25 protein-coding genes are annotated in these 24,328 nt (G+C 65.9%); 9 read left to right on the top strand and 16 right to left on the bottom strand.

Going from position 1 to position 24,328, the window contains the following annotated elements; genetic code table 11:
* Positions 1 to 149: 149 nt before the first annotated feature.
* The 3 genes from F1735_RS15840 to F1735_RS15830 all read left to right on the top strand — a co-directional run bounded on the left by F1735_RS15840 (position 150) and on the right by F1735_RS15830 (position 4,648).
* Positions 150 to 1,442: an efflux RND transporter periplasmic adaptor subunit gene (locus tag F1735_RS15840; protein WP_229505805.1), complete on the top strand. Its 1,293-nt coding sequence runs from the start codon at positions 150 to 152 to the stop codon at positions 1,440 to 1,442.
* A gap of 70 nt (positions 1,443 to 1,512) precedes the next feature.
* Entirely contained in the window at positions 1,513 to 2,193 is a 681-nt protein-coding gene (locus F1735_RS15835; protein ID WP_167237828.1) for an ABC transporter ATP-binding protein, read from the top strand.
* Positions 2,194 to 2,203: 10 nt separating this feature from the next.
* Positions 2,204 to 4,648: an FtsX-like permease family protein gene (locus F1735_RS15830; RefSeq protein ID WP_167237827.1), complete on the top strand. Its 2,445-nt coding sequence runs from the start codon at positions 2,204 to 2,206 to the stop codon at positions 4,646 to 4,648.
* A gap of 13 nt (positions 4,649 to 4,661) precedes the next feature.
* Here F1735_RS15830 and F1735_RS15825 read toward each other — a convergent pair whose 3' ends face one another.
* On the bottom strand, positions 4,662 to 5,108 hold the full coding sequence (locus F1735_RS15825; RefSeq protein ID WP_167222764.1) for a DUF3592 domain-containing protein: 447 nt from the start codon (positions 5,106 to 5,108) through the stop codon (positions 4,662 to 4,664).
* A gap of 85 nt (positions 5,109 to 5,193) precedes the next feature.
* Positions 5,194 to 5,703 (bottom strand): GNAT family N-acetyltransferase, encoded by a 510-nt coding sequence (locus tag F1735_RS15820; protein WP_167237826.1) that lies wholly within the window; start codon positions 5,701 to 5,703, stop codon positions 5,194 to 5,196.
* 175 nt (positions 5,704 to 5,878) lie between these two features.
* On the opposite strand from F1735_RS15820, the gene F1735_RS15815 reads away from it, so the two are divergent.
* Positions 5,879 to 6,508, top strand: a complete 630-nt coding sequence (locus tag F1735_RS15815) for a DUF2238 domain-containing protein (protein ID WP_222853001.1) — start codon at positions 5,879 to 5,881, stop codon at positions 6,506 to 6,508.
* On the opposite strand, the gene F1735_RS15810 is transcribed toward F1735_RS15815, so the two are convergent.
* Entirely contained in the window at positions 6,474 to 7,754 is a 1,281-nt protein-coding gene (locus F1735_RS15810; protein WP_167237825.1) for an arsenic transporter, read from the bottom strand. The two genes, F1735_RS15815 and F1735_RS15810, sit on opposite strands and share 35 nt — an antisense overlap.
* A gap of 98 nt (positions 7,755 to 7,852) precedes the next feature.
* Positions 7,853 to 8,332, bottom strand: a complete 480-nt coding sequence (locus F1735_RS15805; RefSeq protein ID WP_167237824.1) for an arsenate reductase ArsC — start codon at positions 8,330 to 8,332, stop codon at positions 7,853 to 7,855.
* A 216-nt stretch (positions 8,333 to 8,548) separates the two neighbouring features.
* Between F1735_RS15805 and F1735_RS15800 the strand changes: the two genes are divergently transcribed.
* Positions 8,549 to 9,286 (top strand): DNA-binding protein, encoded by a 738-nt coding sequence (locus F1735_RS15800; RefSeq protein WP_167237823.1) that lies wholly within the window; start codon positions 8,549 to 8,551, stop codon positions 9,284 to 9,286.
* A gap of 15 nt (positions 9,287 to 9,301) precedes the next feature.
* On the opposite strand, the gene F1735_RS15795 is transcribed toward F1735_RS15800, so the two are convergent.
* Both F1735_RS15795 and F1735_RS15790 read right to left on the bottom strand, forming a co-directional pair.
* Complete coding sequence (locus F1735_RS15795; RefSeq protein WP_167237822.1) at positions 9,302 to 9,802, bottom strand: DUF2199 domain-containing protein; 501 nt, start codon at positions 9,800 to 9,802, stop codon at positions 9,302 to 9,304.
* Positions 9,803 to 9,880: 78 nt separating this feature from the next.
* A complete protein-coding gene (locus F1735_RS15790) occupies positions 9,881 to 10,645 on the bottom strand; it encodes an SDR family oxidoreductase (RefSeq protein WP_167237821.1) in 765 nt (254 codons plus the stop codon).
* Between the two features lie 327 nt (positions 10,646 to 10,972).
* On the opposite strand from F1735_RS15790, the gene F1735_RS15785 reads away from it, so the two are divergent.
* Positions 10,973 to 12,049 (top strand): hypothetical protein, encoded by a 1,077-nt coding sequence (locus tag F1735_RS15785; protein WP_167237820.1) that lies wholly within the window; start codon positions 10,973 to 10,975, stop codon positions 12,047 to 12,049.
* Between the two features lie 9 nt (positions 12,050 to 12,058).
* On the opposite strand, the gene F1735_RS15780 is transcribed toward F1735_RS15785, so the two are convergent.
* Positions 12,059 to 14,026 (bottom strand): hypothetical protein, encoded by a 1,968-nt coding sequence (locus F1735_RS15780; RefSeq protein WP_167237819.1) that lies wholly within the window; start codon positions 14,024 to 14,026, stop codon positions 12,059 to 12,061.
* A complete protein-coding gene (locus tag F1735_RS15775; RefSeq protein WP_167237818.1) occupies positions 14,026 to 16,776 on the bottom strand; it encodes a hypothetical protein in 2,751 nt (916 codons plus the stop codon). Before F1735_RS15775 ends, F1735_RS15780 begins: the two co-directional genes overlap by 1 nt.
* A 179-nt stretch (positions 16,777 to 16,955) precedes the next feature.
* On the opposite strand from F1735_RS15775, the gene F1735_RS15770 reads away from it, so the two are divergent.
* Positions 16,956 to 17,417 carry a hypothetical protein gene (locus tag F1735_RS15770; protein ID WP_167237817.1) on the top strand — a complete coding sequence of 154 codons (462 nt, stop codon included), beginning with the start codon at positions 16,956 to 16,958 and terminating at the stop codon, positions 17,415 to 17,417.
* 25 nt (positions 17,418 to 17,442) lie between these two features.
* On the opposite strand, the gene F1735_RS15765 is transcribed toward F1735_RS15770, so the two are convergent.
* Positions 17,443 to 18,384 (bottom strand): LysR family transcriptional regulator, encoded by a 942-nt coding sequence (locus tag F1735_RS15765; RefSeq protein WP_167237816.1) that lies wholly within the window; start codon positions 18,382 to 18,384, stop codon positions 17,443 to 17,445.
* Positions 18,385 to 18,539: 155 nt separating this feature from the next.
* Here F1735_RS15765 and F1735_RS15760 point away from each other — a divergent pair, with 155 nt between their 5' ends.
* The gene (locus F1735_RS15760) at positions 18,540 to 19,406 is read left to right on the top strand and encodes an oxidoreductase (RefSeq protein ID WP_373888533.1); all 867 of its coding nucleotides are present in this window, start codon (positions 18,540 to 18,542) and stop codon (positions 19,404 to 19,406) included.
* Positions 19,407 to 19,486: 80 nt separating this feature from the next.
* Here F1735_RS15760 and F1735_RS15755 read toward each other — a convergent pair whose 3' ends face one another.
* From F1735_RS15755 to F1735_RS15725, 7 genes are all read right to left on the bottom strand, one after another.
* Positions 19,487 to 19,945, bottom strand: a complete 459-nt coding sequence (locus F1735_RS15755) for a hypothetical protein (protein WP_167237814.1) — start codon at positions 19,943 to 19,945, stop codon at positions 19,487 to 19,489.
* Between the two features lie 172 nt (positions 19,946 to 20,117).
* Positions 20,118 to 20,867, bottom strand: a complete 750-nt coding sequence (locus F1735_RS15750) for an SDR family oxidoreductase (RefSeq protein WP_167237813.1) — start codon at positions 20,865 to 20,867, stop codon at positions 20,118 to 20,120.
* A 12-nt stretch (positions 20,868 to 20,879) separates the two neighbouring features.
* On the bottom strand, positions 20,880 to 21,296 hold the full coding sequence (locus F1735_RS15745) for a hypothetical protein (protein ID WP_167237810.1): 417 nt from the start codon (positions 21,294 to 21,296) through the stop codon (positions 20,880 to 20,882).
* Between the two features lie 208 nt (positions 21,297 to 21,504).
* Entirely contained in the window at positions 21,505 to 22,761 is a 1,257-nt protein-coding gene (locus tag F1735_RS35515) for a DUF4272 domain-containing protein (protein WP_187364263.1), read from the bottom strand.
* A 73-nt stretch (positions 22,762 to 22,834) separates the two neighbouring features.
* The gene (locus tag F1735_RS15735; protein WP_167237812.1) at positions 22,835 to 23,110 is read right to left on the bottom strand and encodes a hypothetical protein; all 276 of its coding nucleotides are present in this window, start codon (positions 23,108 to 23,110) and stop codon (positions 22,835 to 22,837) included.
* Between the two features lie 203 nt (positions 23,111 to 23,313).
* Positions 23,314 to 23,637: a hypothetical protein gene (locus F1735_RS15730; RefSeq protein WP_167237811.1), complete on the bottom strand. Its 324-nt coding sequence runs from the start codon at positions 23,635 to 23,637 to the stop codon at positions 23,314 to 23,316.
* Between the two features lie 77 nt (positions 23,638 to 23,714).
* Positions 23,715 to 23,948 (bottom strand): hypothetical protein, encoded by a 234-nt coding sequence (locus F1735_RS15725; protein ID WP_222853000.1) that lies wholly within the window; start codon positions 23,946 to 23,948, stop codon positions 23,715 to 23,717.
* Between F1735_RS15725 and F1735_RS15720 the strand changes: the two genes are divergently transcribed.
* Positions 23,935 to 24,328 (top strand): DUF6444 domain-containing protein (locus F1735_RS15720; protein WP_222852999.1); only part of this gene is annotated, 394 nt, incomplete at its 3' end. The two genes, F1735_RS15725 and F1735_RS15720, sit on opposite strands and share 14 nt — an antisense overlap.

Genomic DNA, 24,328 nt, shown 5'->3' with positions numbered 1-24,328 from the left:
CAATCAAAACGGGCCGGGTGTCCGAAAGCGCACACCTGCGCTGTGCGCTTTCGCACGAAGGCGGCCAAACACGCGGCCGTCTACCCGTGCGGCGCGCATGGCACGGATGTTGCGATCAGTTCCCGCATGACTTCGCAAGCCGAGCCGCCATGATTGTTCCGACCGCCCCAGCACCAGAGCGCAGCAGCGGCGCCGCCATGGACCAGCCGTTGCGGCAACGGCGCGGCAGGCGCGTGCTGCCTGGTGCAGCCATCGTGCTGGCGCTGGCGATGGGGGCGGCGGCCCTGTGGCAGCAGATCCCGCGCGGCTTGCAGGTGGCGCGCGCCGACGCCCGTATCGCGACCGTGGCGCGCGGCGTGTTCCGCGACGACGTGGCCCTGCGCGCCACGGCCGCGCCGCTGCATTCGGTGATGCTCGACGCGGTCGAATCGGGCCGCGTGGAAGAAGTCTTCGCGCGCGACGGCGCGCCGGCCAGGCAAGGCGAGGTGCTGTTCCGGCTGTCGAACCCGCAGCGCCGGCTGGACCTGCTGGCGCGCGAGGCCGAACACGCGCAGCAGATTTCGAACCTGACCAACCTGCGCATCGCGCTCGAAGCGAGCCGCATGGAGCGCGAGCGGCGCGGCGCCGAGCTGGCGTTCGCATTGACCCTGGCCGAAAAACAGCACGCGCGCAACGCGGCGCTGGCGCAGAAGGGCTTCGTGTCGCCCAACGCGCTGGAAGATTCGCTGGACCGCGTCGCGCAGCAGCGCCGCCTGTACCAGAGCGACAACGCCGGCTACAAAACCGAGGCCGCCACCCAGCGCGACGCGGTGCGCCAGATGGAGCTGGCCATCGGCCGCCTGGAAGCGGGCCTGCAACTGGTCAACGCGACCATCGACGCGCTGGCGGTGCGCGCGCCCGTGTCCGGGCGCCTGACCGATTTTCATTTGCAGGTCGGCGAGACCGTCAAGCCCGACCAGCACCTGGGCCGCATCGACGACGTGGACCAGTTCAAGCTGTCGGCCCAGGTGGACGAGTACTACCTGAACCGGGTGGCCGTGGGCCGCCAGGGCACGGCCACCATCAACGGCCGCGCGCATGCGCTGACCGTGAGCCGGATCTACCCGCAGATCAAGGACGGCCGCTTTACCGTGGAGCTGGCGTTTGCCAACGGCCAGCCCGGGACGCTCAATCCGGGCCAGGCGGCCGAAGTACTGGTGACCCTGGGCGGCGCCAGCGAAGCGCTGCTGGTGCCCAACGACGCCTTCCTCAACGACAGCGGCGGCGTGGCGGTGTACGTGCTGGACAAGGATGGCAAGACGGCCGAGCGGCGCGCGCTGCGCAGCGGCCGCCGCAACAACAGCCAGGTCGAGGTGCTGGCGGGCCTGGCCAGCGGCGAGCGGGTGATCGTGTCGTCGTACGCCGCCTACGGCAAGGCGGCGCGGCTGCAGTTCACGGAGTAGACTTTTTCTCATGATGGATCGATGCGGAGATGACACAATGAACAACCCCACACCACACCGGAAGGATGGCATGCTCAAGCTACTTAACGTCAGCAAAACGTTCCAGGGCGGCGACGTGCGCACCACGGCGCTCGACCGCATCACGCTCGATATCGACGCCGGCGAATACGTGTCCATCACCGGGCCGTCCGGTTGCGGCAAGTCGACCCTGCTGTCGGTGCTGGGATTGCTCGACACGCCCGACAGCGGCGAGTACTGGTTCGACGGCCAGAACGTGGCCGGCTGGCGCGAAGCGCAACTGAACGGCCTGCGGCGCGGGCGCGTCGGCTTCATCTTCCAGAGCTTTAACCTGATCGAAGAATTGTCGGTGGCCGAGAACGTGGAACTGGCGCTGGAATACATGAACGTGCCGGCCAGGGAGCGGCGCGAACGGGTCGCGGCGATGCTCGACAAGCTGGGCGTGGCGCACCGCGCCAGGCACCGGCCGTCGCAATTGTCGGGCGGGCAGCAGCAGCGGGTGGCGATTGCGCGCGCGCTGGTGGCCAACCCGGCAATGTTGCTGGCCGATGAGCCGACCGGCAACCTCGATACCGCGCATGGCGATGAGGTCATGCGCCTGCTGCGCCAGATTAACGCCGATGGCACCACCATCGTGATGGTGACGCACTCGCCGGCGCACGCGGCGCAGGCATCGCGCACCTTGCGCCTGCTCGACGGGCGCATCCTGGTCGACGCACTGCAAGCGGCGTGAGGGAGCGATGATGATCATGAAGGATTTTCGGATCGGCTGGCGCACCTTGCTGCAGGACCCGGTGTATTCGCTGGTCGTCATCGCCGGGCTGGGGGTGGGCTTTGCGGCCGCCCTTCTGCTGCTCGGCTTCGTGCGCTATTCGTGGCAGTACAACGCCGACGTGCCGGACGCCGACCACGTCTACATCGTCAAGCAGCGCTTCAACGTCGCCCCCAAGGCGCCGTGGTTCGACCAGGCGCCGATGCTGCTGCGCCTGGCGGCGGCCAGGGCGCCCGGCGTGCTGGCCTCGACCGCGTACATTCCGACCCGGCCGCGCGTGATGGGGCTCACGGCAAGCATCAACGGCCAGTTGCACGGGATGGACGGGTTGACGGTGATGCCGGGCTTCGCCGATATCCTGGGCCTGCGCGCGCTGCGCGGGAACCTGAAGATGGCGCTGGAGCAGCCGGAAGGCTTTGTCATCACCGAAGAAGCGGCGCTGCGCCACTTCGGCAGCGGCGACATCGTCGGGCGCACCATGCTGGTCGAGGGCAAGCTGCTGCGCGCCGGCGCGGTGCTGCGCACGCCGGGCGCGAACACCACCATCCCGTTCGAGGTGCTGGTGGGCGTACAGTCGGTGCTGGCCGAGGCGCCGGTGAAAGAGGAAATGATGACCGGTAAGGCCGGCTGGTGGGGCAAGGTGCTGGTACGGGTCGATCCCGGCGCATCGGTGCCGGCCTTGACCGCCTCGCTGCAGCAGGCCGTCGACCGCTCGCCGGCGGTGCAGGACGTGCCGCCCGAAACCAGACAGCGGCTGGGGACAAGAAGGGTGATGGATGTGGCGCTGTCGTCGCTGCGCGACGCCTATTTTGACCGCGACGTGGGCCAGAACGGGATCAGCGCGGCCGGCAACCGCGGCAGCCGCGTGGTGATCGCCGCGCTGGGCGCGATGGCGGCGCTGATCCTGGCCATGGCCGCCATGAATTACGTCAACCTGGCGGCGGTGCGCGTGCTGCGCCGCCAGCGCGAGGTGGCGATCCGCAAGGTGCTGGGCGCGGGCATGCGCCAGCTCGTGCTGCAACTGCTGGCCGAGTCGATGCTGGTGGCGCTGCTGGCGACCGGACTGGGACTGCTGCTGGCGTGGCTGGCGCTGCCGCTGTTCGCGCAGCTGGTCGACCGCAAGCTCGATGGCATGCTGTCCATCGCCAATCTCGGCGCGGCGCTGGCGCTGGGCCTGGCGCTGGGCGCGCTGACAGCGGCGTATCCGGCGTGGATCGCGCTGCGCGTACGCCCGGGCGCGGTGCTGGCCGGGCGCGGCGACAGCGAGTCGCTGCGCGGCATGCAAGTGCGGCGCGTGCTGACGGTGGTGCAGGTGGCCGCGGCGATGGGCCTGGCCGGCGTCACCCTGGCCATTGCATGGCAAACCGCGTTCGCCATGCGCGTCTCGCCGGGCTTCGATCCGGCGCCCCTGATGATTGTCGACCTGCCCGAGACGGTGCGCGACAGCGCGCGGGCGCGCAGCTTCATCGCGGCCCTGTCGGCCCAGCCGGGCGTGGCCGGCACGGCGGTGTCGGAAGACGCGGTCGGGCGCCACCAGGTGTCGTGGCTGCGCGACCTCAAGCGCCCGGGCGGGATCAGCGCATCGATGGAAATGAAGTCGGTCAGCGCCGCGTTTTTCGAGCAGTACCGGATCGCGCCGCGCGCGGGACGGCTGTTTTCGGCGCGCACCGACAAGGAAGACGATCCGGTGCCGCTGGTGCTCAACGCCATCGCCGCGCGCGAACTCGGATTCGCCACGCCCGAAGCGGCGCTGGGACAGACGTTGTTGTTTACCGGCTTCGATAACAAGACGATTCAGAAGCGCGTGGTGGGCATTGCGCCGGCGCTGCGCTTCCAGTCGCTGCGCGAAACGCCGCATGCGATGGCCTACGAATTGTGGACCGCCGGGATGACGCTCTCCGTGCGCGCCACGGGCGAGCTGGGGCCGGTCGAGGCGGCGGTGCGGAGCTTGTGGCCGAGGTATTTTCCGGACGCGATGATCAAGACGCACCGGGCCGACGCGATCCTGGCGCTCAATTACGCGGAAGATGAGCGGGTGGCCAGGATACTGGCGATTGCCAGCGGCATCGCGCTGGCGATTGCGGCCTTCGGCACCTATGTGCTGTCGGCGCACACGGTGCAGCGGCGCGCGAAAGAGATCGTGCTGCGCAAACTGCATGGGGCGCGCCGGAGCGCCATCGGCCTGCTGGTGGTGCGCGAGATCGGCGCCATGACGCTGGTGGCGGCGGCGATCGGCTTGCCGCTGGCGGGGCTGGCGATCAACAGCTACCTGGCGACCTATGTGGAACACGCGCCGGTCGGCTACTGGACCTTGCTGTTCGCACTGGCGTCGACCGTGGCGGTGGCCTTGGCGGCGGTGGCGCGCCATGCGTGGCTGGCGATGCGCATGCTGCCGTCGGACGCGCTGCGGCTGTAGCGGCGAGCTTGACTCAGTAATAGAAAAACAGGTATCTGAACCCGGTAAACAGCGCCATGCCGACGCAAATGCCGAGCACCAGGAGCACGGTCGGATGCACGTTCGGCACCAGCACCGCTTCCTCGGGCCGCTCGGGGCAGTAGTGCGCCAGGATGCCCAGGCCGGGTGGGTAGGTCGCCAACATCGACTCCGGGGTTGGCTGCCATCGGTCATCGAACGGGCCACTGAAGCCGATCCGGGTGCTGACGTACTTGCTGCCGTCGACGGTGTACTCGTAGGAGACGACAAAATCGTAGCCCGGTCCGTTTTGCCGCCGTTGCGCCGTCGAGGTGAGGATCACGGCGTCGGCGGTGGGCCAGGCACGGGCGCGCCGGCTTTCGCGCAGGCGCACGATGAACAGGCCGGTGGCGCCGGCGGCGAACAGCAGTGAAACGATGGCGGCGCTCTGTGGATTGAACATCGTGTTTCTTTCATGAGTGGGGAGATCTGGCCGCCATCTTACAGTGTCGCCCCGCGTGCAGGCACGGATTCAGGTCATCGGCACATCATGGCGCGTCGACCTCGCGCAGCATGTAGATGGTGTCGTAGAACACGCCATCGACGCACAGCGCGCGCGGCTCCTGGCCGAACACCCGAAATCCCATCGACGTATACAGCGCCAGGGCGGCGCCGTTGCCGGCGGTGATGGTCAGCGTCACCTGGCGCAGGCCGGGCATGGCGTCGGCGAAGGCCAGGGCGTGCGCCAGCAACTGGCGGCCGACGCCCTTGTTGCGCCAGGCCGGGGCCACCACCATGCCGCCCACGAAACCCTTGTGACGCAGCTTGGCCGCACCCTCGCGCCCCACGCCCACGACGCCAAGCAATGCATCGCCATCGAAGGCGCCGAAGCGCTTGCGCCCGGAGTCCGGCGCCATGTGCGCCTCGATGGTCGACAGCGGCGTGTCGCACTCGTCCTCGTCACTGGAACTGAAGGCGGTCGGGCATTCGCGCAGGGCGGCCAGGCGCAGCGACTGGTACGCGGGTGCATCGGCGGGAGTGAGGCGGCGCAGGAGCATGGGCGGGTCGATTAGTGGAATGGAATGACAATCATAACCCGGCAGCGGTGGCGTGGCCGCTGGCATCCTGATGCGATCAAGAAAATATTCTTGATAGACAATAGCGCGGCATCGCCTACCATAGCGGCCGTAGCGCACCGCCGGCCAGGGGCTGGTTCTTGTTCAACTCTTTCTCATGTTTATGATCCCGTCCAAGCGCCTCTCCACCGTCATCATGCTGCTCATCTTCGCCGCCACCTGGATCAATCCGCCGTGGCCGATGGAACAGGCGCTGCACAGCTCGCTCACGGTGATCGGCTTCGCACTGCTGTGGAAGTTTTCCGCGCGCTGGGGCATCAGCGCGCGCGACTTCCTGCTCATTGCGCTGTTCCTGTCGGTGCATTCGATCGCGGCGCGCTGGCTGTATTCGAACGTGCCCTACGATGCGTGGGGACGGGCGCTGTTTCATTTTTCCATCGACCAGCGCTTCGGCTGGACCCGCAATCACGCCGACCGGCTGGTGCATTTCCTGTACGGCCTGTGCCTGACGCCGGCCGCCATCCATTACCTGGCAACGCGACGCGGGCTGTCGCGGCGGCTGGGATTCTATATTGCCATCTCGGCCGTGATGCTGACCAGCCTGTGGTACGAATGGTTCGAGTTCGCCATCGCGATGACCTTGTCCGATAACGACGCCGAAGCCTACAACGGCCAGCAGGGCGATATATGGGACGCGCACAAGGACATGTTGCTGGCGACCGTGGGCAGCCTGCTGTGGGCCTGGCCGGGGTTCAAGACAGGCGCAGCGCCAGCGCGGCCAGGCTGAGCAGCAGCACGGGCAAGGTCAGCACGATGCCAACGCGGAAATAGTACACCCACGAGACCCGGATATCCTTGCTTGCCAGGACATGCAACCAGAGCAGGGTGGCCAGGCTGCCGATCGGGGTGATCTTCGGACCCAGGTCGCTGCCGATGATGTTGGCGTAGATCATCGCTTCGCGCACGGCGCCGCTGGCGTGGCCGGCATCGATGGCGAGCGCGCCGACCAGCACGGCCGGCATATTGTTCATGAGCGAGGACAGCAGCGCGCTGGCGAGGCCGGCGCCGAACGCCGCGCCCCACACGCCGTGGCTGGCGCACTGATCCAGAAACGCGGTCAGGTAGGCGGTCAGGCCGGCATTGCGCAGGCCGTACACCACCAGGTACATTCCGAGCGAAAACACAAGCACCTGCCACGGCGCGCCGCGCAGCACCGCGCGCGTGGCGATGCGCTGTCCGCGCGCGGCCACCAGCAGCAGCAGCAGCGCGCCGGCGCCGGCCACCGCGCTGACCGGCACGCCGAGCCGTTCGAGCCAGAAGAAGCCGGCCAGCAGCAGGCCCAGCACCCACCAGCCGGCGACAAAGGTGGCGCGGTCGTGGATGGCATCGCCAGGGCGCTTCAATTGCGCCAGGTCGTAATCGGCCGGAATATCCTTGCGGAAGAACCAGCACAGCATGCCCAGGGTCGCGCCCACCGAGACCAGGTTGACCGGGACCATGACGGCGGCGTAGCGCGCGAAGCCGATGCCGAAGTAGTCGGCCGAGACAATATTGACCAGGTTCGAGACCGGCAGCGGCAGGCTGGCCGTGTCGGCCACAAAGCCGGCCGCCATCACATACGCCAGCGTGGCGCGCGCCGACAAGCGCAGTGCGCGCAGCATGGCGATGACGATCGGCGTGAGGATCAGCGCGGCGCCATCGTTGGCGAACAGGGCGGCCACGGCCGCGCCGAGCAGCACCAGCAGGATGAACAGGCGCCGGCCGTGGCCTTTGCCCCAGCGCGCCACGTGCAGGGCGGCCCATTCGAAGAAGCCGGCTTTGTCCAGCAGCAGGCTGATGAGGATGACGGCGACGAAGGTGGCGGTGGCGTTCCAGACCATATGCCAGACCACCGGGATGTCCGCAAGCTGGACCACGCCGGCCAGCAGGGCGGCGAGCGCCCCGGCGGCGGCGCTCCAGCCGATGCCGAGGCCGCGCGGCTGCCAGATGACGAGGACCAGGGTGGCGAGGAAGATCAGGGAAGCGGCGAGCATGGCAATATCCTTGGGCGGGGTGGACGAGGGGAAACCTGCCCTCCCCGGGGGGCGCAAGGCTGGCGTCGGTTCAGCATGTGGCGCGGGCCACGCGCGGCTCAGGCGTTCAAGGCGCCGATGCGGTCGAGCTCGGCCTTGAAGCGGGCCGGGTCGTGTCGCAGCTGCTCCAGCGGCAAGCACAAGAAGGCGTCGATGCGGGCGCGAATGAGGGCGTAGGCCGCTTCGAAGGCGGCCTCGATCTGCGCGTCGGTGCCGCTGACGTGGCTGGGGTCGTCCACGCCCCAGTGGCTGCGCAGGACCGGGCCGAGGTAGGCCGGGCAGGTTTCGCCGGCGGCGCTGCCGCACACGGTGACGACGATGTCCGGCGTGAGGGGCAAGTCATCCCACGATTTGCTGCGGTAGCCTTCGGTGGAAATACCCTTGCGCCCCAGCAGGGCGACGGCCAGCGGATGCAGCTGCCCGGCCGGCTGGCTGCCGGCGCTGATGGCGCGCAGGCCGTCCGGTGCGAGGTGATTGAAGGTCGCTTCGCTCAGGATGGAGCGGCAGGAGTTGCCGGTGCAGAGAAACAGGATGTGCATGCCAGTTCCGATGTGGGTTGCTTGGGGACGAATGCGCTGGGCGCCGCTTCATTTCGATTTTACTGGAAACATCAAAACAATGGAAGCACTGGCGTGAACGTGGGGAATCCGCTACAAACAGAAAAGTGCGAGAAGGGTGCGAGAAGGGTGCGCGTCGGATGAGACGGGCAGCGTATGATGTTAGCTATCGACAACGAGATCTTTACCGGAGACGCCATGGCACGTCAGGAAGTTACCTACGAGGAGGTTGCGGCGGCAGCCATCAGCTTGCAGGAAGACGGTACACGGGCCAGCATCGACGCGGTGCGCGCGGCGCTCGGCGCCGGTTCGCCCAACGTCATCCACCAGCATCTGCTCGAATGGCGCGCCAGCGAGGCCACGCCGCCGGCGCCGCCCTCGGCGGAAATTCCGCCATCGGTCGCCAGCGCGCTCGGCAACTGGGCGCAGCAGTTCGCGCACGACGCCGGCGCCGGCATGCGCGAGGCGCTGGCGCAGTCCGAGAGCGATATGGCGGACTTGCTGGCGTCGAGCCAGCAGCTCGAAGCCGAACGCAACGAGCTGCGCGCGCAACTGACCGGCATGACCATCGCGCGCGACCAGGCGCTGGCCACGGTGACCGAACGCGACGAAGATATCCAGCGCCTGACGATGGAGTTGCGCAACGCGCGCCTGGTCGCCACCGAGGCCCTGGTGGGCAAGGCGAAGGATCAGCTGGCCATCGAAGGCAAGAACGAGCAGCTGGTGGACTTGCGCGCGCAGATCGAGCGCAACGTGGCGTCCCAGGCGACGGTGTCGGATGCGCGCCTGACGGCCGAGATGGAACTGATCGGCGCGGTGACCGCGCGCGACAATTTCGAGGCCGACATCAAGGAATTGCGGGCGCGCTTCGACGCCTCGAACGCCGAACGCAGCGCCTTGCGGGCCGAGCTGGAAGTACTGCGCTCGCGGCAGTAAGAGCCTGTTGCTCCCCTACTGGCCGTGCCTCATCAGGGTGAGGATCTCGGCCAGGCGCGCGCGGCTGATGCCGTCGCGCTGCTCGATGGCGAGCGGGTGGCCGTTCTGTTCGAGTTCGATGGACGGACGCGCAAATCCATCGCGCAAGCGTACCCTGGCCTTGAGATTGACGGTGGCCGGATACAGCGTCAGCTCGGTATCGAGCCAGCCGAAGAACGGGCCGATATGCGATCGCTTCTCCAGGTCGAAGGAGTGTCCCCACTCCATGAAACTGGCCTCGCTCAGCGACACCCAGACGCCCCATATGAACGGTTCGGCATCCCCTTCGACCGCAATGTCGATGCAGCCCCGGACAAAATACCTCGTGTCGTCGATCACGCAATCGTCGCTCCCCAATACGGTCCGCGCCGCCCGCTCGCTTTCGGGAATCTGCTCGTAGCTGAGCGGGGCCAGGGCGGCATAGCTGGGAATGCCTTCGTGAATCCCGCCGCATGCGGTGCATTTATAGGAAAACATGCCGGAACGCGCCTTTCAATCGATGAAGTAGGCATTCATCTTGTCACGGCGCGCCCGCGTTGGCAATCCTGCAATAGCTTATGTCCGGTTAACCGACACCCCGCCATCGACGATCAGGCTCGATCCGGTCGTGAAACTGGCCGCGTCGGACGCCAGGTACAGCGCCGAACGCGCGATTTCCTGCGGCTGCGCCAGGCGCTTGAGCGCATACAGGCTTTCGACGAAAGCGCGCGCTTCGGGGGTGTTGGCGACGGCGCGCCCCATCGGCGTATCGGTGCCGCCGGGCAGCAGCGCATTGGCGCGGATGCCGCGCGTGCCGTATTCGACGGCGATCGTTTGCATCAGGCCGATCAAGCCGGCCTTGCTCGCCGCATACGCCCCCATGCCCGGAAAGCCGACCGTGTGGCCGACAAAGGACGAAGTGAAAATGAGGGAGCCGCCGCCGCGCTTGAGCATGGCCGGAATCTGGTATTTGGCGCACAGGAAGGCGCTGCTCAGGTTGGTGGCCAGGATGGCGTTCCAGGCGCCGACGGACAGCTCGGACAGCGGCACGCTCTCGCCCGTCATGCCGGCGTTGTTGAAGGCGATATCGAGTCCGCCGAAGCGGCCGACGGCGACCTCGACCAGGGCGCGCGCGGTGTCTTCGGCGCAGATATCGCCGGCCACCGCGATTGCCTGGCCGCCGCCGGCGTCGATCTCGGCGACCAGCGCGTCCAGTTCAGCCTGGCGGCGCGCAGTCACCACCACTTTGGCTCCTTCGCGCGCGAACAATTTGGCCGTTTCATAGCCGATGCCGGAACTGGCCCCGGTCACAATCGCCACTTTTCCTGATAATGCGTTCATTTGCCGATCCCTTTACTGCTTGTCATTCGGACTTCCAGCTTAGGGAAGGCGGTGGCGGCGATCTATCCGTTTCTTGCTGTTGTGTGCGCGCCGGGGTCGGTATCGGACAAACCGGCGCAGGCTTTTCTAAAATAGCAAGAAGAAATATGATTTGCGCAAAATTGGCACTTCCGACATGATGGCGGCTCTCAAAGTTGATATGCCCTGGTCGCTCTGGCGCAGTTGGCAAGTGCCCCCATGCGCTGCGACTGGACTGTCCGGTTCTCGACCAGCGCCAGGGCGGCATCGCGGCCCGTCTTTTATGATGAAATCGAATAGCGGATCTACATGAAAATCACAGTTCAGCAAATGGCGTCCGTTTTGTCAGGGTTGCTGGTGTTATCCACGCAGCCGGCCCATGCCTGCTCCGACACCGATCCCATGCGGCCGGAGGACAAGGTGACGGACGCGATCAACCAGGTTTTTCTGGACAAGAACTACAAGCAGCTCGATAAGCTGTACCAGGAATCTTCCGTGAAAAACGCGGCAGCTCCGGACGGTATCTCGGCCTTGTCGCTGTTTTTCAGGGGAATAGCCAAGTCCTTCGTCGGCTGCGGCAGTTCGCAGCGCACCGAGGAGGAATGGCAATCCCGAAAAGCCGCTTTGTCGGCCTGGCAGGCGGCTTCGCCGACATCGAGCGCGCCGAAACTGGCGCTCGCGCTGTATTCCGTCAATTACGGCTGGTATGCGCGCGGACGCGGCGCCGGCTCGACCCTCAATGACAGCGCGCGCAAATCGTTCGAATACCACATGGCGGACGCCAGGCGCCAATTCGAAAAACTGGCGCCGCTGGCCAGGGATAATCCGGCCTGGTATTCCGGCATGCTGCAAATCGGCCTGGCACAGGGATGGCGCCACGACAAATTCGAACCCATGTACGCCAGGGCGGTCAAGCTCGATCCGTATTACATGAATTTCCATGTCGTCAACAAGGAATATCATGCGGCGAAATGGTACGGATCCGACCAGGAAATGCACCAGGCCGTGAACACGGCAGCGGAACTGACCAGGCCACGCTTCGGGCAGGCGGTCTACGCCCGCCTTTACACGGAAGACTGGAAACCGAATGCCATGTTCACCACCGGCGGGGTCAGCTGGGAAAGGATGAAAAAAGGCTTCGAAGACGACCTTGCGATCTATCCGGATAACAAGACCAGGCGCGATTACGCGAATTACGCCTGCGTCGCCGACGACGCCAACACGCTCAAGCAGCAGATCGATCTGCTGGGCGACCAGGCCGACATCAAGTCATGGGGTAACAAGCACCACGTCGCGTATTGCACCGGCCTGGCCACCATGAGCGGAACCGACCGGAAACCGAAGTGCTTCAAGTTTACCGGCACCGACGATTACATCTGCGATTAAGATCGCACCTCAAGGCCAGCTCAAGGAAAACACCCCTTCCCTGGCCGAACCGATGAGCACCTCGCGCGAGCCGGGCAGGTAGAGCAGCCGCCGGCTCGACGGGGGAATGCCGGCGCGCTCGTCGAGCGTGGCCACATGGCGCAGCTGCGCGTCGAGCAGAATCACCTGCCCCCCTGAAAACAGAATCACCCAGCGGCCCGCGTCGTCGATGACCAGGTCGACCGGATGCCCGAGCGCGCGGGCCGGCTTGGGCTCGATCGCAAACAGCACCGGCACCATGCGCTCGCCATCCCAGCGCTGCACGCTGGCGCCAACCGCGCCGATGATATTGCGCGTGCTGTTGCGAAACAGCGCTTCGACCCGGTCCGCCGAGATGCGTCGCGCAGCGCCCTTGGCATCGGCTTCGATGATGCCCATGCGCGTGCCAGCCCAGATGCGCCCGTCGGGCCAGGCCAGCAGGCGCCCGCTCGGCTGCGCCTGGCGGTCGGGCAGCGCCACGAAGCGGGCCAGCCCATCGTTGCCCAGGTAGTGCAGGCCGGCAGCGCCGCCGAACGGCGTGCTGCCGGCCGCGATCCAGATGCCGCCGGGGGTGACCGCCACATCGAGCGGCAGCGCGCCGGCGTCGAGCGGCACCGCTTGCGCTTGCCCCTGCCGCAAGCGCAGCAGGCCCTGCGACAGTTGCACGGCCAGCACCTGGTCCGGCCCGGCGTAGGCGACCGGCCCGTACACGGCCGCCGGCAGGTCGACGCCGGCGCGCCACTGGCGCACCACGCGCCAGCCGCTAGGGGTGCGCGCCAGCTCCAGCGGGCCGGCGCCGGGCGAACTGAGAAGCACCAGATCGCCGCTCGCTTTCGCTTCCATCGGCAGGGCGTCGCTGGGAATTTCACGCCCCGGCGCGGGCGTCATGGCCAGCGGCGCGCCGTCCGCACCGAGTTGCCAGACGGCGGCATCGGTCGCCACCAGCAGGCCCAGGCGGGCGTCACGGAGGAGGGCGGTGGCGTTGCTCACACGGGCGTCGTCGGACAGCGGCCTGGGCTCGCCGCAGCCGAACGCCTGCACGCCGGCGCCGGCGCGCGCGACGACCAGTTCGGGACCCGCGTACAGCAGTCCGGTCACCGGCTCCCTGAAGCTGGCCTGCGAGCAGTGAGGTCGAAGGCGGCCGTCTTCGTCCAGGGTCATCAGCACGTGCCGGCGCGAGGCCGGGTCGGCCGATGGCTGGGTGACCATCACCAGCGCGCTGGAGCGGCCATCCGGCGCGCGGGCGAGGGCGGCAATGCCGACCGTGGCGGCGGGCGCCCCCTCGGCCAGGCGCCAGCTACGCAACTGGGCGCCGCACTGGCGCGCGTACCAGGGCTGCTGCGCCGCGCCATCGACCCGCATGCCGGCCACGTGGAAACAGCCGTCGCCGCGGTCCACCGTGCCGGCCGTGGCCACCAGCGCCCCGCCCAGGCCCGGGTCCCAGGCGTGTACGCGCTCGCCGTCCCAGTGCCACAGCGAAGCGCCGGCCTGGCCTTCGGCGCCGTCGGGCTCGCGGGCAGTGAGCTGGAACAGCACCGAGCTGCCCCGGCTGGCCGCCAGCACCAGGTCGGCCGTCATGTCGTGCCCATCCATGCCGGGCGGCGCGATCGCCTCGCTGGCGCCATTGCGCGGGTCGAGCAAGACCAGCCCGGCCTGGGTGCCGGCGGCCAGGCGGCCATCGGGCAGGCTGGCCAGCTCCTGCACCACGGCCGACGGCAAGCCCTGCCCGAGATCGAAGCGCATGCTGCGCGCCCCGCGTTCGAATCCGATCAGGCCGCCGCCACGGCTGGCCACCCACAGGCGGCCGTCAAGCACGGTCATGGCGGCGCCCGCCAGGGGCGGATCGAGCACGCGGCGCGCCGCCGGCGCAGGGACGGCGGCGGCGCCGGCCTGGCCACAGGCAAGGGAGGCGAGCAGGGCGGCGAGCAGGCGCCCGTTCAGTTTGGAAGAGGTGCGCATCAGTAGTCGGACCCTCCGGTGGTGGTGATGACGGCGTACGGCGGCGGCACGGTCCACAGGCCGGCGCCGGGCGAGGTGGACAGGCGTTCGTTGGCGTCCAGGGCGTCGCGCGTGCGGGTGCGGTAGTACACGCGCGTCAGATGCCCGCCGGCCTGCAGGGTGGTCCACTGGGCCGCGTTCGGGGTCCAGCTGCCGGAGCACTCGGGCGAGGCCGGGGTGGCGGTGTTCAGGTCGACATTGATCCAGCCGCTGTTGACCGTCGATGCGGGCGAGAAGGCCTGGTCGGTGGACGCCTCGACGATATATTTGGCGTTGCAGATCGCGGTGCCGCTGACCGGACGCGCGCCGGTGCCGGTAAAGCGGAAGCGCGGGCCGGTCCAGACCTGGAAGGTCGGCGCCGGGCCGCCCAGCTTGAGGAAGTCGGTTTCGCGGTGGGTAATGCCGTCCACCGTCAAGTCGTCGCCGAGATCGTTGTCGTTCATGTCGATCACGGCGTCGCCCCCGTTCTCGCCGGTCGGGCAGATGGCCGCGTCCGAGGTGCCAGGGTCGTTGTCGATGCAGGCCGAGGGCATGGCGAACACGCCGCCCTTGGCGAAGCCGGCCAGCACCTTGTTGGTGGTGTGGTTGCCGTTGTGGGCAAACGCCGGCGGTCCGCCGGGCAGGCCGGAGGTGGCCCATTGCTCGACCATTTCGAGTTCCAGGTCGCGCAGCAGGTTATAGATGCCACGGTCGCCGCCGCCCACCGCCCCGGACAGGCCGGCGTTCTTGAGCGCGCGCGTCAAGCGCACGAAATACTGCGGATGCCCGGACGGCCGGCATTTGCTGCGCATGCCCTCGCGCACTTGCCACAGGATCGCCGAACCGATCTGCATGTCGGCGTAGGGGCCGCTGGCGAGGTCGCGGTGTTCCGGGAAATGGTCGCCCGGCGTGGCGGGATTGAACGGCGTGCTCACTTCGTGCAGGCGCGGCAAGCCGCCGCCCTCGTGGTGGCCGCGGCTGCCCTGGCAGTTATTGCTGGCGTTGACGCCGCCCAGGTTCTTGGCGGTCCAGCCGGCGGTGCAGTTGGTGTTGTCGAAGTGGTCGGCCCAGGCGTCGGCCAGGTCGTGCATCAAGCCCATGCCGACCGGAATCGGGCACGGCCCGACGCCGCACCAGTTGGCCGGGCGCCCGTCGGTGAAGCGCTGCACGGCGTTGTGCGCCAGTTCGTGGCCGACGATGGTGTTGTCGTGGGCGAAGTTCATGTAGTTGGGGGCGTTCGCGGTGCCATCCGAAAAATTCGGGCAGGCGGCGTCGAAGTAGCCCTGGCAGGCGCCGAAGTCCATGCTGGACCAGGCGTTGCAGCCGGCCGAGACCGATTCGAGGCGCGGATTCCAGGGGGTGGTCGGGAAGGGCGTGAAGATGCCGTGCGAGATCGATTGCTTCCAGTTCAGATGAAACACGCCGAAATAGTTCACCTGCTGGAAGGTGGGGTTGCCGCCGCTGGCGCAGATCCCGGTGGCGCCGTTGTTGATCGGGGCCTGGTTGAAGTTGGCCAGGGTGGCGCTGCTGCCGCCCAGGGTGCTCGAGACCGACACGTCCTGGGCGTCGAAGCCGTCGGCCTGGTGGTCCACGCGCGAGACCACGCCGGCCAGCTTGAGCGTGTACTGGCCGCCCACCGCCGGGTCGACCGCGAAGCTGCGCACCTGGGTCGCGCCGGTGCCGGGATCGCGCCGCCACACCGTGCCGGTGGCGCTGACGTCCGAGACCAGCGGGCGCATTTTGAGGATGGCGCCGCTGGCGGCGTCGGACCAGACCCGGAACGGCACCGGCCGGCCGAAGCTGACGCCCTCGATGACCATGCGCCAGGCGTAGCGCAGCGCGACGCCGCCGGCGGCGTCGTTACCATACGGCAGCAGCACCAGCGAGGGACCATCGCTCACGCGGCGCCCGTCCACGCTGTCGATGCCGCGCACGGTTTTCAGGGCCGCATAGGCGCGCAGTTCGGCCCCTTCGGCGCTTTGCGGGCGCGCGTTGGCCAGGCTGTAGCGGTTGATGAGCGAACCGCGCACGCTGGTGACGCCCTGGCCTTCCCAGCGCGAGGCCAGCAGCAGGGTGTGTTCGATCGGCACGCCGCCTTCGACCTGGGTGAAGGGATAGGTGATTTCCTGGCGCTCGATGTCGGCCTTGAACTGGGCGAAGGTCAGGCCGCGCGCGATCAACAGGTTGCGCTCGACATCGTCGGTGGGGGCGCGCTTGCCGAGGAAGGCGTCGACCATGTCGAGGGTGCGCGGGCGGGTGGCTTTTTCATTGCCCTGGTATTCGGTGGCGAGCAGCTCGGCCACGCCGGCCAGTTGCGGGCGCACCTGCTCCAGGCCGGTTTCCGGGACCCGCCCGAAGCGGCGCAGGCCGCCGTCGAACTTGAGCGCGGCCAGCAGCGGCGCGATCACTTTATCGGCCACCTCGGTGGAGGACAAGGTGTCGGCCAGGGTGGGCGGCACGCGCATGAAGATGTGGCCCATGTCCTGGCTGGGCAGGGACACTTGCGCGCCCTTGGGCAAGGCGCGCAGATCGACCGCCGGGGCGCGCGCCGGCTTGATGTCGGGCGGGTCGATCGAGGGGAACACGATGTCTGACGGGCCGGGGCCGTTGGCGGCGCGGCGCGGATCGGTGGGCGCGGCGGCCAGGGCGGCGCAGCTGAACGCCAGCAGGGAAATGGCAGCGAACAAGGGGCGCGGCCGAAAGCGGGGCGGGAGCGGGGGTAGAGAGTCCATGTTGCATCCTTCCAGAGAACATCGAACAAGTGACTCACTGAGTATAGGTGGCGTATTTACAGGCAATCTCACACATTGTCACTGTGGTGAAAATGGTAAAAAAATGCTAACGCCGCTGGCCTCGGGCCCTGCCGGCGAACGCAGGATAGGATGAAAGTTATCTCTTGTTTGGAGTCAACATGGCAGCATCCCTGGCAACCGCCGCACTGTACTTTCGCGTGGGCCTGGAGAGCGGCGTCCTGCAAGCCGACCAGGCCAGGGCATGGGCGGTAGCGGTGATCGACCGGATGGACGAACCGCCCGGCGAGATGATCGAACTATCCTGGCAACAGCCGCTGGCGCAGTTAATTGCGGATCTGAAAGCGGTGCAAGGCGAAGCGGATCGGGATCTGGCCTGCCGGGCCTTGCTCGGCGTGCTTAGGAAGCACATGCAATCGGCCGACGCCGACCTCGACAGCACGCTGCTCAAGGCGATGATGGTTACGAGCATGTTCGCATTCACCGATCGTTTCGATACCTTCAACGGTATTGATGATCAATTGCATCTTGCGCAGTGCGGTACGTTCGGAACAGTGCAAGAGTGCCGGGAGGACTTCGACAACGCGATGAAGGAATATGCTTCTGCCGCGCTGGCGTGGTAGGCAGCGCCGATAGCGTATCGCCCGCTTATGCGGAACCGGCCGCCAGGAGTGGGGGCGCAGCCGGCGGAGGCGACTGCACGAAGTCGATGAAAGCGCGCAAGGGCGCGGGCAGGTGGCGCCGGCCCGCGTAGTATAGAAACGGGCCGGGAAAACGCAGCCACCATTCCTCCAGCACCGGCTGCAACTGGCCCGACGCCAGGTAGGGCGCCAGCCAGTCTTCGAACAGGTAGATCAATCCGTGCCCCGCCACGGCGGCATGCACCGCCAGGTCGGCCACGGTGGGCGTGACGATCAGCGGCCCGCCCGGGTCGACCGTGAGGGTCTGGCCGTCGCGCCCGAACTCCCACGGATACACCAGGCCGCTGAGGAACTTGCCGCGCAGGCAGGCGTGCCGCAGCAGCTCGCGCGGGTGTTGCGGCACGCCGCGCCGCGCCAGGTAGGCGGGCGCGGCGGCCAGGGCGAAGCGTTCCGTGCGCGGTCCGATCGGCAAGGCGATCATGTCCTGCTCCAGGCGCTCGCCGTAGCGAATGCCGGCGTCGCAGCCGCTGGCGACCAGGTCGACAAAATTATTGTCGACCACGATGTCGAGCATGATGTCCGGATACAGTGCCATGAAGCGGCTCAGCATCGGCTGCAGGAAATGGCGCGCCGCGCTGACCGGCACGTTCAGGCGCAAGGTGCCGCGCGGACTGTCGCGCAGCTCGTTGAGTACATCGAGCGCGCTGGCGACCTGCGTCAAGGCCGGTTGCAAACGGCCCAGCAACAGTGCGCCGGCGGCGGTCGGCGCCACGCTGCGGGTGGTGCGCTCCAGCAAGCGGATGCCGAGTTGCGTTTCCAGCCGCCGTAGCGCCTGGCTCAAGGCCGAGGCCGACTGTCCGCTGGCGCGCGCGGCCTGGCGAAAGCCGCGGTGCTGCGCAACCAGCGCAAAAGTCGATAAATCGGCCATGGAAGGGCGTTCTGTGCTCATCGGTGCCATCCTCATTGTGCGCAATTGTGTACAACCTGTGCGCGATTACCCCGATTATCACATGCAATGATCCCCGCTAGACTGTGTGCATGGGACGACCTGCAGGCGACGCGCAGGTCGCACTTTCATCCATCCAACCCCAGCCAAGGATTTCCGTGAACACCTATTCGCCTTCCCAACACCCATTCACGCCGGCCCACTGCGACCGTCATTTCAAGCGCATCGGTTACGGCGCCATGCAACTGGCCGGCCCGCATGTGTGGGGTCCGCCGACCGACCGCGCCGCCGCCGTGGCCGTGCTGCGCGAGGCGCTTGAACTGGGGATCAACCATATCGACACGGCCGACTTTTACGGCCCGCATGTGACCAACCAACTCATTCGCGAAGCGCTGCATCCGTACCGCGACGATCTGACCATTGTGACCAAGATCGGCTTTCTGCGCGGCGAGGACCAGTCGTGGCTTCCGGCGGCATCGCCGGCGCAACTGCGCGACGCCGTACACAGCAACCTGAAGAACCTGGGCCTGGACGCGCTCGACGTGGTGAACTTTCGCGCGCCCGGTATGGAAGGCGCCGATGGGTCGTCGATCGGCGCGGCGCTGGCGGTGCTGGCGGACTTGAAGAAAGATGGGCTGATCCGCAATATCGGATTGAGCAATGTCGATGCGCGCCAGGTGGCCGAAGCGCAGCAGATGACCGAGATCGTCTGCGTGCAGAACCACTACAACCTGGTCCATCGGGGCGACGATGCGCTGATCGATACGCTGGCGGCGCAGGGCATCGCCTATGTGCCGTTTTTCCCGCTGGGCGGATTTTCGCCGCTGCAATCGGGCGTCCTGAACGAGGTGGCGGCGGCGATGGATGCCAATCCGATGCAGGTGGCGCTGGCGTGGCTGCTGCAGCGCGCGCCGAATATCCTGGTGATACCGGGCACCTCGTCGGTAGCGCACCTGCGCGAGAATGTGGCGGCGGGTGGCCTGCGGCTCGATGCGTCGGCCTTGCAGGCGCTCAACGCCCTGTAAGCACCTGCGTCAAGGCCAGCATCCGGCGCCGTGCCGGCACGCCAGGCCGCAAGCGACCCTGTCTGGCGCTAACGGCGTTTTTACGCAAGCGCCGGCCGGGGATAGATGAAATTCGGGCAGACGTCGCCGTCATCCCGGCAATACCGCATGAGCAGCTGGAGCGCCTGTTCCACCTCGCCGTAGCTGGCGAGATGGTCGATCCCTGCCTGGTCGGTATCGCGCTCGCACGACAGCATGGCCGTGGGGACCTGCCGCAGGATGCGCAACAAGGCGTGCAGGAAGTCATCGGCGCTCGGCCAGTCGTAGGGACGCGTGCGCTCCAGGCGCGCAAGCAAAGCGATGGTCAGCACATCGGCTGGGTCGGCGTGGCGCGACAGCAGCCTGCCCATCAGCACACCGCCGGCATGGCACAGCAGTTCCCCGCTTTCTCCCCATTGCGACACATAGGGCCGGACCGTCATGCCAGCCTCGCCCGCCGGGCAAACGAGCCAGAAGGAATCGGGGGACCGGGTGAATGGGACTGTCGCGGTACGCTTCATCGGCAAGCGCTCTTACTGTTTTTCCATCGGCGTCGCACGGTCGTCGATCATGCCCTGGTCCTGCCCCTGGGCGGCAGGCGTGGCTTGGCCGCGAATGAACTTGTCGCCGCCGGCGCCCAATGAGCGAGCGCACCACGCGTGGGGCTGGATGTGCAAAACCGCGGCGGTGGCCTCATTTGCCGCCGGCAATATCGAGAAACGAGCCGGTGACATACGATGCTTCGTCGGAGAGCAGCCACAAGATGGCGTAGGCCACCTCGTCGGCCTGCCCGCCGCGTTGCATGGGGATCATGGAGCGCAAGCGGTCCACCCGGCCGGGCTCGCCGCCGCTGGCATGAATGTCGGTATGGATGAATCCCGGCCGCACGCAGTTGACCCGGATCCCCTCGCCGGCGACCTCCAGCGACAGCCCGGTGGTGAAGGTGTCGATCGCGCCCTTGGAGGCGGCATAGTCGACATATTCGCCGGCCGCCCCCAGGCGCGCGGCGGCCGACGATACATTCACAATGGCCCCGCCCGCGCCGCCATTGTTGCGCGACATGCGCCGCACGGCCTCGCGCGCGCACAGGAACTGGCTGGTGATGTTGCTTGAAAATATGCGGTTCAGGCGCGCCATGTCCATCTCCACGATGCGCATCTTGTTTTCGAGCACGCCCACGTTATTGACCAGCGCACTCACCGTGCCGAGCTGCTCATCGACGCTGCGAAACAGCCGCGCGACCTCGTCTTCGTCGCTGACATCGGCCGCCACCGCGATGGCCGTGCCGCCGGCCGCGTGAATCTGCCCGACGATGGCTTGCGCGGCCGCCGCATCCTTCAAATAATTGACGCAAACGGCATAGCCTCGCGCTGCCGCCTTCAAGGCGGTTGCCGCGCCAATTCCGCGTCCGCCGCCGGTGATGATCATGACCTTGCTGTTCATGGAACCTTCTAATCAGGACTTGAAAAAAGTCTCGAACCTGGCATGCTGGAATGCCGGAACCAACAGTGGCACGAATTCCGGATCGCGCAGGGCGATCCACCAAGCTCGATGTCGCCCGTCCTGAAATTCAAATGAATCGTCGCCGAGCATCTTGACCCAGCTGACCTCGATGCCAGAGTCTTCTGGCTGCCCCTGAAAAATCCGGGAAAGCCGGTCAAGACGTGGCTGCCCAGGTGTGAAATCGTACTGGCAATTAATCAGGCTGTTCCGCATCCATCGCTTGAACTGCTCCGAAGTAACACAAATAAGTTGCCAACCATTAATTTCTTTAAGCTCCGGTTCAATCGCGCCAGAATACGGCTTGATGGTCAAAACGATTGCCGCAGGATCCATTTGGTCTGAACTGTTGAGTACGACGCGCACTTGCAAGATATAGCTCCTTATAAAAGAATGGCCGCAGGGGCGTTGCCAACCACGGTTCCGATCGGTATTCCAAACCGACGCGCATGCGAGCCACCTTGATGATCACCGCGTTGGCCGGGGCGCCGGGATGCTGACGACGCCCGGTGACGATGACGTGGCTTCCCGCATCATGCGAGCGACGGGCCAGGGCGTGTCCGATGCCTGAGCCGCCGCGTCAAGTGCTCAGATCGGTATCATCCCACTCATCTCCTGGCGCCAGCGCCCACGTGAGGGCGTGGCGCCGTTCGTGGACGGCGCCGCCATGCGCGATGGGATCGAACCCGGCGGGCACGGTCGTAGCGCCCATTTGCGCACTTCTGACCGCATTGTGCGCACAATAAAATCGATACTCCATCTCGATGACCGCGCTGGCCGGGCGCAACGCTACGGACGCCGCGAAGTCGGCGGCGTCGTCATCCCAGCCCGGCAGGAAGTCGAACAGCATGTCGTCGATGACCTCGTCGGAAATCTGGCTGGCAGCGAGCTCCGGCGCTTGCTCGAAGCCTGCAATCCATGCCAGCGCCCACATGTTTTCCAGCCGCCATCCAACCGTATTGCCGTACAGCGATTGCGCCTGTTCGCGCGGCAGATCGACCAGGACAAGTTCGCTTTCCGTCATCGATGCACGCAGATTGTTGCGTTCGATATATCCCTCCAGGAGCGCCGTTGCGCCGACGTGTTCAGGCATCGCCGCCCACGAAAACACGACCTGCAATGCCATCAGCCGCGTGCATAGCGCGTGCGCATCGCGCAAGCGCAGGTCCAGTTCAGGCAGGGGTAAGGAATTCGCCGGTTGAAAGCCGAGCGAAGCCAGTTCGCTGAAGACGCGTTGTTTCAACGCCAGCGCCTGGTTCGTGATGGTGTTCGATACCGGCACGATGGGTGTGTATGCCGGCCATCTGGCCTCGGGATCGCGTTCCGACACGTCGACGCCATACAGCACCCTGCCATGTGCATCGCGCATGGACGAGGGGGTGAACCATACGGCGTCCAGCGCTACGGCGATCGCCGACAACAAGTCGTACCGTTCGTCGCCGGATTCGGCATCGGGATCGCAGATCGTGCCCAGTGCGAAACCGAATTTTTCGGTCAGGGCGAGCACCTTTGCCTGTTCCGGCGCCTCCGGAAAGCGCGAGAAATAGTCGCGCATGCCGTTCATCTGACGCTGCCATCCTTCCCCGCTGTAGTAAGCGGGATCGTGCGAGAGGCGCAGTTGCTTCTTCTGCGGCGCTGCGCCGGTGGTGACGACGATCTCGCTCCACGCGTCATCCGTCCCGACGATGGTGTACACCGCATTCATTTTCCGCAGCACAGCGATGACGAGTGCGGGATTTTTTGCTTCGGCAAATAGCGTGACAGGTTCGGTCGCCATGGCGTGGTTGATCCTCGAGAAGTGGGTCTCAGTGCGAGACCGGGTGGCGGTGGCGTCCAAGCGTCGCTCCAGCGCGCAGGCAAGCGGGCCATGACCGTGGTAGAGGATGCGTTGTCAGGCAAGCAAACGTCGATTACAGCGCCAAGGTTCTTCGTTCAAGCTCACCGGCCTTATACAACTCGCGAAGGACGGAGTCAATTATAGCGGCGCTGAGTTCGCTTACGACGATCAGGTGCAGTTCACCCAAATGCACTCTCGCGTCACTGCCGTCGACGATATTGCCGACATCATTTAACAGCTGCGGCGTTGCGAAAGACAGCCATCGTGGTCCGCTTGGAAAAGCGATCGTAACGTCGACGGAAATCGACAGCGGTGCTTCAAATGGATCGTCAATCGTGTAGGGATGCATGGCGTGATTACTATCTGAAATTACTCTACTCTACTTTACGTTTGGGGTAGGTGACTGGTCAAGCGACAGCAATCAGTGGAGGCGTTACCATTGATAAGGAGAGGTCCGCTTCTGGCCGAATGTTGCCATTTTACTCGACAGTATGCTGCTCGTTGGCGAAAGGCAGCTTCGCCCTAAAGCGGACCTTTGATGAAAGTTCAGGTTTAGGCATTAGGCGCAAAATAGAAGTTAAAGCCATTATCGCGCAATACAATGAATTGCTCCACGTCGTCTACGCCAAACAGCTCGATCAGGTCGTTTATGCGCGCGGCATGAGGATTCAGGTGATGCTTCCCGAGGTCCATAGCGCCAACGCCAAAAGCTTTGGCTAAAGCATGACTAGCATCCGAGGTAAATGCAAGAAAAACGTGCACGAATACAATCTCGCCTTCACCCACGCTCGCATAATAGTCGGGATGATATTCTAGCGCCCCAATAACATCCTGCGAAAACGCTCCGATCGCAATGACCTCCGCATCGAGTCCCATGAGCTGAAGTATCCTAAAATTGTATGAGGGGCCGCTTTTGTTGGCCGATAGCGGCCGTTCGAAAGAGCAGGTCCGGTTCACCGCCGTGCCTCGATGAGGTGACGTGTCGAGTAGCTCACGAAGGGCTCGCCCTGGCGCATCTGACGGTCCAGGGCCAGCAGCTCATCGTGGTACCTGGCCACCGAGAAATCCGGTACCCACCAGACGCACTTGCGAAGGATCCAGACCACCGCGCCGAGTAACTGTTTAGCCCTGACCGTTGTAAACGCGCAATTGTAAACATTCCGATATCCGGGCATGATGCCGGTCATGGTAAAACTTGCCCCTCTTCCCGACCTCTCGACTCTCTCGCATCCCGAAAAAGACAAGCTGATCGAGAAACTGCACGCACAGGTCAAAGAGGCCTTGGCCGGTAAATCGATCCGCAAGGACAGCCACAATTCCAGTGTGCCGCCGTCGGCCGATGGCTTGAAAAAGAAGAAAACGAAATCCTTGCGCAAGCCCTCGGACAAGAAGGTCGGCGGGCAGCCGGGCCACGACGGAACGACGCTGATGCAAACGGCACAACCGACCGAGATCGTCGTCCATCCACTGCCGAGCCAATGCGATCATTGCCACCACCAATTGCCGGCCGATGGCGCCCGCGTCACGGCGCGCAGGCAAGTCATCGACATTCCGCTGGCGCCGCGCG

The organism is Massilia genomosp. 1 (assembly GCF_011682185.1).
GTDB classification, from domain to species: domain Bacteria; phylum Pseudomonadota; class Gammaproteobacteria; order Burkholderiales; family Burkholderiaceae_D; genus Telluria_A; species Telluria_A rubra.
The sequence above is the reverse complement of the archived record's forward strand: the minus strand, read 5'-3'. Positions and strand labels throughout refer to the sequence as shown.